The organism is Singulisphaera chitinilytica (assembly GCF_049331405.1).
Lineage (GTDB): Bacteria > Planctomycetota > Planctomycetia > Isosphaerales > Isosphaeraceae > PoT.
The window spans coordinates 7,870,887-7,884,469 of record NZ_CP186274.1 but is presented as its reverse complement, the minus strand read 5'-3'; the positions used below and the strand labels follow the sequence as shown (position 1 = coordinate 7,884,469).

General features: G+C 60.9%; 9 protein-coding genes and 1 other RNA gene. 5 read left to right on the top strand and 5 right to left on the bottom strand.

What is annotated here, in order from left to right:
* Positions 1 to 22: 22 nt before the first annotated feature.
* From ACOYYX_RS30675 to ACOYYX_RS30655, 5 genes are all read left to right on the top strand, one after another.
* Complete coding sequence (locus tag ACOYYX_RS30675; protein WP_422926503.1) at positions 23 to 1,138, top strand: MlaD family protein; 1,116 nt, start codon at positions 23 to 25, stop codon at positions 1,136 to 1,138.
* A 145-nt stretch (positions 1,139 to 1,283) separates the two neighbouring features.
* The gene (locus ACOYYX_RS30670) at positions 1,284 to 2,978 is read left to right on the top strand and encodes an ATP-binding protein (RefSeq protein ID WP_422926502.1); all 1,695 of its coding nucleotides are present in this window, start codon (positions 1,284 to 1,286) and stop codon (positions 2,976 to 2,978) included.
* A gap of 1,278 nt (positions 2,979 to 4,256) precedes the next feature.
* The gene (locus ACOYYX_RS30665) at positions 4,257 to 5,147 is read left to right on the top strand and encodes a tyrosine recombinase XerC (protein WP_422926501.1); all 891 of its coding nucleotides are present in this window, start codon (positions 4,257 to 4,259) and stop codon (positions 5,145 to 5,147) included.
* A 426-nt stretch (positions 5,148 to 5,573) separates the two neighbouring features.
* Positions 5,574 to 6,986, top strand: a complete 1,413-nt coding sequence (locus tag ACOYYX_RS30660) for a sigma-54-dependent transcriptional regulator (protein ID WP_422926500.1) — start codon at positions 5,574 to 5,576, stop codon at positions 6,984 to 6,986.
* Positions 6,987 to 7,108: 122 nt separating this feature from the next.
* A complete protein-coding gene (locus ACOYYX_RS30655) occupies positions 7,109 to 8,560 on the top strand; it encodes a DUF1501 domain-containing protein (RefSeq protein ID WP_422926499.1) in 1,452 nt (483 codons plus the stop codon).
* Positions 8,561 to 8,775: 215 nt separating this feature from the next.
* Here ACOYYX_RS30655 and rpoN read toward each other — a convergent pair whose 3' ends face one another.
* The 5 genes from rpoN to ffs all read right to left on the bottom strand — a co-directional run bounded on the left by rpoN (position 8,776) and on the right by ffs (position 13,469).
* Positions 8,776 to 10,200, bottom strand: coding sequence for an RNA polymerase factor sigma-54 (rpoN, locus tag ACOYYX_RS30650; protein WP_422926498.1), 1,425 nt, complete (start codon positions 10,198 to 10,200; stop codon positions 8,776 to 8,778).
* Between the two features lie 232 nt (positions 10,201 to 10,432).
* Positions 10,433 to 11,038, bottom strand: a complete 606-nt coding sequence (gene recR, locus ACOYYX_RS30645) for a recombination mediator RecR (protein WP_422926497.1) — start codon at positions 11,036 to 11,038, stop codon at positions 10,433 to 10,435.
* Positions 11,039 to 11,041: 3 nt separating this feature from the next.
* The gene (locus ACOYYX_RS30640) at positions 11,042 to 11,395 is read right to left on the bottom strand and encodes a YbaB/EbfC family nucleoid-associated protein (protein WP_422926496.1); all 354 of its coding nucleotides are present in this window, start codon (positions 11,393 to 11,395) and stop codon (positions 11,042 to 11,044) included.
* 52 nt (positions 11,396 to 11,447) lie between these two features.
* Positions 11,448 to 13,271 carry a DNA polymerase III subunit gamma/tau gene (dnaX, locus tag ACOYYX_RS30635; protein WP_422926495.1) on the bottom strand — a complete coding sequence of 608 codons (1,824 nt, stop codon included), beginning with the start codon at positions 13,269 to 13,271 and terminating at the stop codon, positions 11,448 to 11,450.
* A 100-nt stretch (positions 13,272 to 13,371) separates the two neighbouring features.
* Positions 13,372 to 13,469: signal recognition particle sRNA small type (ffs, locus tag ACOYYX_RS30630), an RNA gene on the bottom strand.
* Positions 13,470 to 13,583: the final 114 nt, after the last annotated feature.

The window sequence follows — 13,583 nt, the reverse complement described above, 5'->3', positions numbered from 1 at the left end:
CTCAGGACATCGAGGTCGGTCCATGAGCCGAGAGATCGGTCGCGGGCGAGCTTTGCGTAATGCGTTGTTCGTGCTGGTGGTCTTCGGCCTGGCTGCTTTCGCCCTCACCCAGTTGGCGAGCAGGCAGTGGCGAACCCAGCCCACGTTCCGTGTCCGTTCGAACTTCGCGTCGATTGGAGGCCTGGAGGTCGGCCAACGGGTACGCATTCAGGGTATCGACGCGGGCGTCGTCGAAGACATCCAGGCGCCTATGTCGCCAGGAGAGCCAGTCCGGCTAGTGATGAGGATCGATACCCGCTTACGTCCCTTGATCCGCACCGACGCGATGGCTCGGATCCTGACGGAGGGGGTCGTCGGTTCCAAGGTCGTTGAGCTAGTCCCCGGCAAGCCCGACGCCCTCCCACTCCCCGATAATGGCACCATCTCCTCAGAACCTTTGATGGAGGTGAACGACCTCCTCGCCAAGGCGGGCAGGGCGCTGGGGCGTGTCGATGCCGTGGCGGCTGCAGCGGAAAAAGGGATCGGCGAGATCAACCTGATCGCAGCCTCGATCAGGAAGGGCGAGGGGAGCCTGGGCAAACTCGTACAGGACGAAGAAGCTTATCGGAAGTTGGTCGCCCTTTCCGACCGTGGTCAGCGGACGCTCAATGACCTCGAAGAGAACCTCGCGGCGCTCAAGCGGACCTGGCCACTCTCGCGCTACTTCAATGACCGATCCTTCTTCGATCGAGACCGCGTCCTCTTTCATCCTGGGTCTGAGCGAGACAGCAGGACACTGCCCGAAGCCGAGCTCTTCGAGCCTGGCCGTTCGGTGCTTACTGCGCCAGGCCGCAAGAAGCTCGACGACGTCGCAACCTGGTTCAAGACGGTGAAGCGGCCGACCTCGGAAGTGGTGATCGCCGCCTTCACCGATGATGACCGGGATCAGGACATGGCACAGATCCTGACCCAAGAGCAGGCGGACGCCGTCCGCAAGTACCTAATCAGCCAGCATTCGATCAGCTCGATAGGTTGGTTTAGCAGTCGCAAGGTAGCCTCGGTGGGCTTCGGGACTCAGGTCCCCCGACCTCTCGAGGCTACGGCACGGGATCAGCCACCCCGTCGCGTCGAGATTATTCTCTTTACGCCCCAAACCTGAGAGGAATGACCGGCGGGATCTTGTGGGATATCGCCGGTCATCAACGCCGTGACTGACGGGTTGACGGTCGACTTGTGGTCGATTAGCCTGAGACTCCAGGAATACGCCTTCGCGACCACGCCCCAGCCGAGGAGAGGATACCTCCGTGGCCTCCTTGTTCGTCATCCAAGGGGCCGACCAGGGTAAGCGGTTCGAACTGAAATCCAAACCCATGGCTTTGGGGCGAGACCAGTCGAACCCCATCCGGCTCCACGACACCGAAATATCCCGAAGACACGCCGAGGTCCGCCCTGCCGAGGATTCCTATAGGATCATCGACCTGGGCTCGGCTAACGGAACGTTCGTCAATGGCCAACCCGTCGATCAGGCACCCTTGCGGTCCGGCGATCGACTACAGTTAGGCCAGACGGTCATGCTCTTCAATGACGGGGGCGATCGCGATCTAACCGCCAGGGTCGATGTCCTGAGTCGTTCGAGCAAGGACGACCGCTCCGCCATCTTGAAGAGCATCCCCGCGGGCGAAGGCTCGCGTGTGCTCCAGGCGCCCGACGTTGCCGGCGGTTGGCTCAAGGATAGGCTCTTGAACCTGTCCGTGATGTATCGCGCGACCCAGGCAATTAGCCACGTCATGGAGATCGACGCGCTGCTGCCCCAGATCCTCGAACTCGTCTTCGAGTCGATCGGTGCGGACCGCGGCGCCATCCTCTTGAAGGATGACGCCCAGCGACTCGTCCCCAAGGCCGTGCGATGGAAGGGTGCCGCGGAGCCCGACGAGCGGATGACGATCTCGAGGACCATCGTCGATCATGTCCTCGAACAAGGGCAGGGGGTCATCACGTCCGACGCCCCGTCGGACAAACGATTCGGGCCCGCCCAGTCGATCGTCAACTTCGGGATCCGCGAGGCAATTTGCGTCCCGATCCAGGGGAGGCACGCGACCCTCGGCGTCCTGTACGCTGACCTCCGAGCGGCGAGCGGGTTTCACTTCTCCGACCTCGGGGGGGACTCGATCCGGAGCCGATTCTCGCAGGACCACCTGATGCTCATGGTCGCGATCGGCCACCAGGCGGGGATGGCGATCGAGAATACGGTCTTCTATAACGACAAAATCCAGGCCGAGAGGCTGGCGGCGGTCGGCCAGACGATCGCCACGCTGTCCCACCACATCAAGAACATCCTCCAGGGCATCCGAGGCGGCAGCTATCTCATCGACATGGGCCTTAACGAGAAGGATGAGGCCATCGTCCGCAGGGGTTGGACGATCGTCGAGAAGAACCAGACCAAGATCTACAACATGGTCATGGACATGCTCTCGTTCTCTAAGGACCGAGAGCCCGCCCTGGAGTCGTGCGACCTCAATGAGACGATCTCCGACGTCGTGGAGTTGATGAACTCACGAGCCCAGGAACTCGGCGTCGAACTCGTCTGGCAGGCCGACCCCAAGCTGCCACAAGTCTACATCGACTCCGACGGAATCCATCGCGCCGCGCTCAACATCGTCACGAACGCGATCGATGCTTCTGAGGGGGCTACTCAGGCTCGCGTCACTGTATCGACCCAGTGGGATGCCGAGAATTCAATAGCTCGGATCGTCGTGGCCGACAACGGGGTGGGCATCGAGGAAGAAGACTTGCCGTCTCTCTTCCAGGTCTTTGCCTCGACGAAAGGCTCGCGTGGTACAGGCCTGGGATTACCCGTCTCGCAGAAGATCGTCCGCGAACACGGTGGACGGATCGTCGTCCAATCGCAACGGGGGCAGGGTTCCAACTTCATCATCGAATTGCCGATGAAGCGAAACGACGTGCGTCGCACCTCCGAGAACCCAATCATCCCCGACTGATCGGTCTGCGGACGGATGTGGATCGGGCCATCCGGCTCATTGTCGGATGGCCAGGAGCCGCATCGAGCGATCTCGCAGATTCGACCAAGGAGGAGTCAACTCCGGCAATGGCTCCGGAGGGGCCTCGTCCAGGGGTTCGGGCCTCCCCGACTCGCTCACTTGCACAAATTGCATCAGCCCATCCATCCATGGCATGGGTCGATCCCTGAGTGGCGTGCCGTATACGGCGACGACAATTTGAGCTCGCGCCCGATGGATCTCACACCCCCGGATCTCGACCACTCGCCCGATCGGGACGGGTTGGTGGCAACGAAGGTCCAGCACCCGCCTCAGGACGAGATTGGCGTTGAGTCCAGCCGCGCGGAAGGCTGTCGCGTAGGCCGCCTCCAGCGCGAGCGAGAGGAGGACGCCGGCGTAGAGCGTCCCGTGATGATTTGCGTCTCTCGGGAGAATCAATCGGTGTGTGAGCGTTTCTTGTGGTCCTGACTCGCTCATTCTCGATTCTCCCGTGAACTCGACCTGGCTCAGATTGTGGTTACAGATAGCGAATTTCGAGCCTATCTAAATTGTGTATTGTTTGCAAATTCTGAGGTCGTTGATCTTTCTCAACGGGATTCCCAGGCCGGATCATTTTGATAGTGAGTCGTATCAATACAAGAAAAGACCGCCTCCAAAAATCAACCTCCGACTTTTTATGTTTCAATTTACACAACTCATGGACTTGGATTAACAAGTGCGTTGACAGGGCTTTCTGGCCTTATTTCCGCATTGTTCCTCCAAGCAAGGTGCAGTGCGTGATGAGAGGATGTGACTCGGAGGCATTTCTCGCGAGATCTAGCTCAAATGACCATGACTTTGGACGAGGGATTGTCGGAGCATAAAACTCGTCAAAAAGCCTTTGTCGAGAGCTGATTGAAAGAATAACACCCGGATTTGGATTGTTCTGACCTGCGATTGCGTCGCCTGGCTCGGACTCACGACCTCCAGATGATCATTCTCACGAGCTATCCACTGTTCCAAGACTCAGAAAAATTGTATCGCGGCATTGGGAAGGAATGCTCTCGCACAAGAAGATCGCCCCGAAGCGGTTTGAAGGCCTTCGTGCGATAAAGAATTGAGTTTGGCCCCGAACGTGCACTTGGTGATTTTCGTCATCCTGAAGAAGACTGAGTAGGAAATGGCGGCGATGGGAGAGTAGTTCTGCAATCACGCCTCGGAGAACGCCGAAATCATCGTCGGACGCTTTCCAAGTCGTACGCAGGACTGAGGTTCTTCGAAATGCATCCTTCCATTTCCAGCTTTCTGAATCATTTGAAATCCGAGCGTAATGCCTCACTCAACACGATCCGGTCCTATGAGGAGGATCTCGAACGGTTCAGTGAGTTTTTAGCGGAGGAGTCGGGGGATGGGGCGAACCCGTGCGACGTCGATCCCCGGACGCTCCGAAGGTACTCGGTCTGGCTAAACTCCAAGGGTTTTGCCCCGAGCACGATCGCCCGACGCCTGGCGAGCCTGCGGACTTATTTCCGCTATCAGCGGCGACAGGGCGTGATCAAGACCGACCCCGCTGGTGGGCTCAGGAATCCGAAACAACCGAAGCGACTGCCGCGACTCCTACGGGTTGAGGAGATCGTCAAAATCCTCGACGGCATCTCGACCGTGGAAATGCTAGGAGTCCGCGACCGGGCCATGTTCGAAACGCTCTATGGCGGGGGCTTGCGAGTCAGTGAACTCGTGGGCCTGAACCTGGACGACCTCGATTTCGATCAGGAACTCGTCAGGGTGAGGGGTAAGGGGAAACGCGAGCGACTTTGTCCCATCGGATCGATGGCGGCTTACTGGCTTCAAAATTGGTTGCCCCTACGAGTTCCGAAGCGCAGTCCCGAGCCAGCGGTTTTCCTGAACGGTAGGGGAGGTCGAATCACCGCACGTAGCGTCGGAAGACTATTGGACGAACATGTGGTCAGGAGCGGCTTGCGAGATGGGGCAGCGAGTCCGCATACCTTGAGACACAGCTTCGCGACTCATCTGCTGGATCGAGGCGCCGATCTCCGAAGTGTTCAGGAGTTGCTCGGACATCGGAAATTGACCACGACACAGATTTATACCCATGTCACCAAAGAGCGACTCCTCGATATCTATCAAGGGGCGCATCCTCGAGCTCGATAGCCGCAATAGGTTACGAGGAAATTCGGGCTCTATCGGTCGGCTTCAGGGTAGGGCCTGATCGACGCATCCTGTGGTTCCGGGCCTTTGTATCCACCTTCGAAGGTGCAGCGAAGAGGAAGGGTGGTCGATGCAGTCACGTGAGGCAAGGCAAATCGTATTTTTATAACCAAGCCATGCCAGGATGAAGTGGCTTTGATTTTCGGACATGGTGTCGGGCGTACTGGCATCATTTCGGTTCAAGATCCAGGCTCTATCTCGGCCAGCTTATCCATCGCCTGGGGGTAGGTCTTCCTCAATTCCATCATCGAGGGGAAGTGCATTGAGTCGCTTCTCCGCAGTCCCGTTCGACTCGAGTATGTCCACATGAGCAAAGCCCGACTCTTGATCGTACATTCTGAGCCTCCGGCTTTGGCGCTTTTGACTTCGATGCTCATGTCGTTAGGGCAGGAGATCGACGAGGCGGCGAACGACCGCGCGGCGGTCCGATTGATGGAGCGAGGCGGGATCGACCTGCTCATCGCGGGGGTCGATCCGACCGACATGGAGGGGTTGGAATTGCTCGCGTACATGAAGCGCAAGCATAAAGAGGTTCCCGTGATCCTGCTCTTCCCGGGGGCCTATCCGGAGCAGACCGTCGAGGCGATCCGGCAGGGAGCGTCGAGCGTCCTGAAATATCCCGTCTCCGCCACCGAACTGCGAGCGGCGGTGGTGCAAGCGCTCGGGCTCCGGATCACGATCCCCGCGTCCCCCGTGCCTGCGAGTGCAACGAACGGAGTCGCCGTCGAGGGAGGCGAAGGAGGCCGACACTTCGAGCCTGCGATGTTCGGGCTGGGGGACGATGGCAATGCCCGTTCCTGGGGGATCATCGGCACCGACCCGAGCTTACTGCATATCCTCAAGGCCTCGGCTTCCATCGCGCAGACTCGCGACCCGGTCTTGATCCTCGGTGAGCATGGCACGGGCAAGCAACTCCTGGCTCGTACCATTCACAACCTGAGTCCACGGGCGGCGTCTCCCTTCGTCTCGCTCGAGTGTGTTTCGGCTCTTTCCAATGGCTACATCGGGCATCACAATCCGGATGGGAGTCAGGCGACGACCGCCGGGACGCCGCTCGGAAGTTGGCTCGCCAAGCTCAATGAGGCACAAGGTGGGACTCTGCTGCTGAACCGGATCGGCGATCTGCCCCCGGAGCTCGAGCCGCACCTTCTCCGCATCCTCCAGGAGCACGAGAATACCAAGGACTTGACGAAGAAGACGCAGACCAATGTCCGCATCATCATGGCATCGGACGAGAGCGGCCTCGCCGGACATGACCAGGCGAAGCGGGCGCAGGAGTTGTACCAAAGGATTAGCGCCGTCTGCTTCAAACTACCGTCGCTAAGACATCGAAACACGGACATCGAAGCACTCGCGGAATTCTTCCGCGAGTCTGCCGCCCAGGAACTCGGCAAATCGGTGGTTGGCTTCACGAGGGACGCCCTCGATGCCCTCGGCAAATACCAGTGGCCGGGGAATATCGGTGAGTTGAAGGCGGTCATCCAGCGCGGCGTCCAGCTCTGCCAGGGAAGTCGGATCACGTCCGGCCATCTCTCCCCCGGGCCGGGCGGATTCCTCGACTCGAAGGCGGGCGGGAGCAGTCGCTCGAGGAATTCGGCGAACATCCGGCCACTCAAGGAAGCTCTCGAGGAGCCGGAGAAGCGGATTATCATCCAGGCGTTGCAGGCTCTGAACTGGAATCGCCAGGAGACCGCACGCGTCCTGGATATCAACCGGACGACCCTTTACAAGAAGATGAAAAAGTACGGGCTGCTCGTCGACGGGCCGATATGGGTTAACTGACCGGTGGCCGGCATGTTGGATGGGGTGGAACACGAGTGGCCTCCCGCCGAGGCCGACCTCGTGTTAAGATGATCCTAACTTGCCGGTAGGTCACTCCCCGAAAACCCAGAGAGGTCCCACCCATGCCTCACCCACCCCTCAAGCTGACGGAAAAACCTGTCACGCGACGCGAGGCTCTCTGTCGTGCGGGTATGGGCTTCGGCGCACTCGCCCTCAGCAGCATGATGTCGGAAGCCGGCTTGCTGGCCAACCCCGTCTCGACGGGCGACTCCCTCAACCCGCTCGTCCCGCGCAGGCCACAATTTGCCCCGAAGGCCAAGAGAGTCATCCACCTGTTCATGAACGGTGGACCCTCGCAAGTTGATACGTTCGACCCCAAGCCGGCCCTGACGAAGCACGCCGGCAAGCCCTTGCCGAGCAACCTTCCCACGGAGCGGAAGACGGGCGCTGCGTTCGCCTCCCCATTCTCCTTCCGGAAGTATGGGCAGAGCGGCATCGAAGTCAGCGAACTCTTCGCGCAGACGGCCCAGCACATCGACGACATCTGCGTGATCCGCTCGATGCACGCGGACGTGCCCAACCATGAGCCCTCGCTCATGCTGATGAACTGCGGCGAGGCGCGACAGGCCCGCCCCAGCGTCGGCTCGTGGGTTCTCTACGGCCTCGGCACCGAAAATCAGAACCTGCCCGGCTTCATGGTGATGTGCCCGGGCGGCTTCCCGATCGCCGAATCGCAGAACTGGCAGGCGGGCTTCCTGCCGGGGATCTATCAAGGCACTTACATCGATACGCAGCATACAGATATCGAGAAATTGATCCGACACATCACCAATCGCTATGTGTCGGACTCGACCCAGCGCGCCCAGCTCGACCTCCTTCATCAGCTCAATCAGGAGCATATGAAGAAGCGTCAGCAGGAGGCGGAGCTGGAGGCCCGCATCCAGTCCTTCGAGCTGGCCTATCGCATGCAGTCCGAGGCCGGCGACGCGTTCGATGTCGGACAGGAGCCCGAACACATCCGCGCGATGTACGGCCCGGGCGTCCACGCTCGCCAACTCCTGATCGCCCGACGGTTGCTCGAGCGGGGCGTCCGCTACATTCAGCTCTGGCACGGCGACGGCCAGCCCTGGGACAATCACGACGACATCGCGACCGAGCATCGTCGACTCGCCCAGAACGTCGACCAGCCGATCGCAGCCTTGCTGACCGACCTCAAACAGCGCGGGATGCTCGAGGATACGCTCGTGATCTGGGGCGGCGAGTTCGGCCGAACACCGACCGTCGAGTTGCCGACCCCCGGTGCCAACGCGGGCAAGATGAACGGACGCGACCACAACCACTACGGCTTCTCGATGTGGCTCGCCGGCGGCGGCGTCAAGGGCGGGCACGTCCACGGCGCGACCGATGAGTTCGGCTTCCAGGCGACCCAGGATAAGGTGCATGTCCACGACCTGCATGCCACGATCCTCCACCTCCTGGGCTTCGATCACGAGACTTTCACCTACCGTCACGCGGGGCGCGACTTCCGCCTGACCGACGTGCATGGCAAGGTGATTCAGGGCATCCTCGCCTGATGCAGGCTCGACTCACGTACTAACTTCGGGCCTGCCCCTCGAACGGGGGGCAGGCCCGTTTCTTTCGTTTCGAGGCGAGAGAGTCGATTTAAGACCGGCGCTCAAGTTATAACTTATTGGCATGCGATTCAAAGTGAACGGCCGTCAGGACGATCGCGAAATCGCGATCGTCCTGACGGCCGTGGCGTTGCCGGCTTGCCGCCCTCGTCCGTGAGTCAGAACTGCTTTCGTTGACGGCTCGAAGCGATGCGGAGAGTCCTGCGATACTTGGTCACAGTACGTCGAGCGACGGGGAAGCCATGGCGGCTCAGTTCTTCGACGATTTCCTCGTCAGAGAGCGGATTCTGCTTGTCTTCCTTGGCGATGATCTCGAGGAGCTTCTGCTTGATCGTGTCCCAGGCGACTTCTTCGCCGTCGGCGGTCGTTGTCCCGCCTCCGAAGAATCGCTTGAGAGGGAAGATTCCGCGAGGCGTCTCGACCCACTTGTCGTCGACAGCTCGGCTGACCGTCGTCACGTGGACGTGGACGCGGTCGGCGATCTGCTGCATCTTTAGGGGCTCGATGAACTCGGGCCCTTTATCCAGGAAGTCCTTCTGGTGTTCGATGATGGCCCGGGCCACCTTGAGCAACGTGTTGCGTCTCTGCTCAATGGATTCGATCAACCAGCGAGCCGACTGGATACGCTTCTGGATGAACTCGCGGGCTGCCGCGTCCGTCGATTTGTTCTTGAGTTGCTTCTGATAATAGCGAGAAATCGAAAGTTGCGGCGTGTGGTCGTCGACGAGCCGGACCTCGTATTCGCCATGCTCATTGGCTTCGACGATCAGGTCGGGTACGACGAACTGGGCGTTTTCGGGGGTGAACCGAGCTCCGGGCCGTGGGTTGAGGCGTCGGAGGTGCTCAATCGCTTCCTTGATCTGGTCGATGGGGATGCCCGTCTTCTTCTCGATCGCGGGAAGCCGGTTCTGCTGCAGGTCGTCGAGGTGATTTGAGATCAGGACGTGCAGGATGTCGCGATAAGGGACGTCGGGCGTGAGCTGCAGTAGCAAGCATTCGCGAAGATTGCGGGCCCCGACCCCGGGTGGGTCGAGCCGTTGGACCATCGAGAGGGCTTCTTCGGCCTGACTCAGGGTGACGTTACCCCCAAAATCGCGGACGACGTCGCTCAGGTCGTGATTCAGGAACCCGTTCTCATCGAGGTTGTAGATGATGTACTCGGCGAGCGACCGGACAGCCGACTCGCTATCGAGGAAGCCGAGCTGGTCGGAGAGGTCGTCGTGCAGCGAGCGAGGCCGCGACGCCATGTTCTGCATTGCGTCGTGCTTGCGATCCGCCTCTTCGCTCAGGGCCGCGCGGCTGAGGCGATGGGTCTCGCCGTAGGAGTCGTTCCATTCCTCGGACGAATAGTCTTCACCCGTCGGCGTCTCTTCGCTCGAGGTTGAGGAGGAGCTCTCGCCATCGGCCTCGGGGGCAGGGGCCTCGCGGAGGTCGATGAGGACGGGGTTCTCGCTCAGTTCCTGATCAATCCGTTCCTGCAACGCCATAAGGGGGAGTTGCAATATCTCCATCGACTGGATCATGCGAGGCGCCATGCGGAGGCGCATATCGGTCCGCATTTGCTGAGAGGTATCGAGACGCATGTCCTATATTCCGCCGTGGGAGATGGAAAGGATTGTTTCTACGGACTCGTCGGCGACCGGAAATGGTCGCCCAAATCGGCTAACTCACTTCGGCCCCGTCAACGGTCACCTCACGGTCGAAGCAGATTTTCGGTGAGGAAAAGCAACGTCGGTATGAATTCGCCCCCTTTCAAAGCAATTATAGTGCCAAGCCGTGCGGACTTCGAGTCCCCTCCCTCCAAATCGCCAGAATTTAGAATGGCTGACGCCCGCTGATCGCATCGGCCAGCATCTCTTTATTCGCAAACTCGAGTACGCTTCCCGACGCCAGTCCGCGAGCCAATCTCGTGATTTTTACGCCGGTGTCGGCCAGTCGGTTCGCGACAAGAAGCGCGGTACCATCCCCTTCGAGATTCGGGTTCGTGGCCATGATGATTTCCCGAACGGTGCCCGAACGGACCCGATCCTCGAGAGCTTCGACAGTCAGTTGCTCCGGCCCCATGCCCTGAAGAGGCGCAAGCCTTCCCAGTAAGACGTGGTAAACCCCTTGGTAGGTACCAGCCTTCTCAAGGGCGAGCAAGTCGCGCGGCTGCTCGACTACGCAGACCAGCCCTGCGTCACGCCTCGAGTCCCTGCAGATCGCGCACTGGGGCTGTTCCGACTCCGTGAGGTGGTAGCACGTCTCGCAGTGACGCACCCGATCCTTGACGTCGCGGATCGCCTCCGCAAGCGCCAGGGCCTCTTCATTGGAACATTTGAGCAAATGATGAGCAAGTCGTTCCGCGGACTTGGCGCCGATGCCGGGCAACCGGCCGAGCGCCGAGATCAATCGGTCGACGGCGGACGAGTAACCGGACATGGCTCAGGCCCCCCCGCCACCTTGCCCGAAGAGTCCCGTGAGCCCGGGGATGGGGAGGCCGCCGGCCATGGACGAAATGGACTTCGCCGCCGCCTCACGCGCCTTCGTCAGCGCCTGGTTCACGGCCTCGGTGATGAGGTCCTCGAGCAAGTCGGGATCGCCGTCCGAGAGGAGCTTGGGGTCGATGCGGACGGAGAGGAGTTCGAGGCGTCCGTTGGCTCGCGCGGTGACGGCACCGCCCCCCGATGTCCCCTCGACCTGGACCTGACCCAGCGACTCCGTCGCCTTCTCCACGCTCTCGCGGAGCCGGCCGGCGTTCTTCATCAGTTCCGCGAGGTTGCCTAGATTGTTGAACACGTCTGGCCTTCTTGATGGCAAAGGCGAGCGGATCCGATCAAGCGAGGCGTCGTCACCCGGGTAGCGACGATGGCGTGGCGTCTTCCTCCGCCTCCAGGTGGATCGGGCGAGCCTCGAACAGCTCGACGATCTTCTGGATCATGGGATCGCCGGCGAGCTCGTCTCGACGGGCTACGGCCGACGCAGGCGATGGAGTAGCGGCCGGCGCCTCCGCGTCAGGAGAAGACTCGAATTTGATCGTGACCCGTCGCGAGAGGAGTTGGGCTAGCGTACCTTCGATCCGATCGAGTGCCTCACGTGAACCGCACTCGTCGATGACCCAATTGTATCTCGGATTCACCCTGATGACCAGCAGATCAGGGGGCTGGATCAGCGCCGGGGTGACCTGGCACAAGCCTTTCCAATAGCGCAAACCTAGACGGCTCAACTCGGGCCAGACCCGCCGGACTTCCTCAATGTCGAGGGCCTCCGAACTCTGAGCGGGTGTCGTTGTTGGCGGAGGAGGTTCGGGCTGTCGCCGAACCTCCGGGGGCGCGACAGTCGCCCGGAGTTCGGGAGCCCTCCGTTCAGGAGTCCTCTCTGCCGGTGGGGCGTCGCGTCCTAGGTCGTCAGGTTTTTTTTTTAGGGACGCCTGGCTGGAGGGAAGGGAGGCGGGAGTCGCGGGAGGTCTCGGGGCGGGAAGGGGCATCCCCGACTCCATCGCCGCGAGCCTGGCGATCACATCCTTGATTTCCGTCATGTCCTCGAGCAGGGACACTCTCAACAGGCCCATTTCGATGAGGAGCCTCGAGTGAGAGCTCCCACGCAGGCGACTCCGGGTCTCGGAGAGGATCTGCAGCGCGGCGAGGATCGTCTCGAGCGACCATCGATCGACGATGGCCTGGAGCCGTGGCCGCTGGCGAGGGGTCGCCGTCAGGAGTGTGTCGTGTGCCCCCGAGGCGAACACCATGATGTCGCGCAGGAACTCGAGCACCCCGTTGAGCAGGTCGGTGGGCTGGACCCCCTCGCGAGTGGCGGTTTCGAGGATCTCGAATGCCTTGGCCGGTTGTCGTGCCGCGAGGGCATCGATCAGGTCGAGCAGGCGTTCGTCACTGGCGGTCCCTAGTAGTCTGTGGACTTCCTCGACCGTCAGCTTCTGCCCGCTGGATGAGAGGAGTTGCTCGAGGATCGACTGGGCATCGCGCATCGAGCCGCCGGCACGTCGGGCGACGGTCCGTAACGCGTCGGGCTCGGCGTCGATCTTCTCCCGTTCGCAGATGCCGGCGAGCGTCTCGGTGATCTGATCGGTCGTGATGCCCGCGAAGTCGAATCGCTGGCAGCGCGAGAGGACCGTGATCGGGATCTTGTTCGGTTCGGTCGTGGCGAAGAAGAATTTGACGTGTTCGGGGGGCTCTTCGAGCGTCTTGAGCAGGGCGTTGAAGGCCCCTGTCGAGAGCATGTGAACTTCGTCGATATAATAAATCTTGAACCGGGATCGGCTTGGACGCAGGCCGGCGCTCTGGCGAAGCTCTCGAACATCATCGACGCCGTTGTTGCTGGCGCCGTCGATTTCGATGACATCCACATCCTGCCCGACCGCGATCGCCTGGCAGACGTCGCATTTCTGGCAAGGGGTGTCGGTCGGCCCATGGATGCAGTTCAGGCACTTGGCGAAGATGCGGGCGATCGACGTCTTGCCTACGCCACGAGTACCCACGAAGAGGTAGGCGTGAGTGACGCGGTTCATCCGGATCGCATTGCGGAGCGCCTGAACCACGTGGTCTTGACCGACCACGTCTTCGAAACGCTGAGGGCGATAGCGACGGGCCACGACCGTGTAGCCCGATTGCCCTGAGAAGGCAGGCGTTAGCGGCTTTTCTTGCCTGTCAGCGGCCACTTGGCTCGTTCCCTCGAACCGCGGGTTAGGAAGCGAAATGTTGCCGGGTTCGCTTCGTCAACGCAGCCGGTCGGGGCGGGCTGACCGGGGAGCTGGGAGAGCCGGGGAGGTTCTCCCGGGCACATGGAGGCGATGCTTATGGCTGCTGCCGTCAAGCCCTGACCAGGTTCGCAAGCACCCATTGCCCGGGTCCCCCCCGGCTCTCCCAGACCCCCGATGGGCCCGGTTCACAACCCTTGTCCTTGAGCCCTATTCTGAGGAATGCCGCCCCCCCATGCAAGGCCAAGATCCGGAAGCTTTTCGGACGCGGTA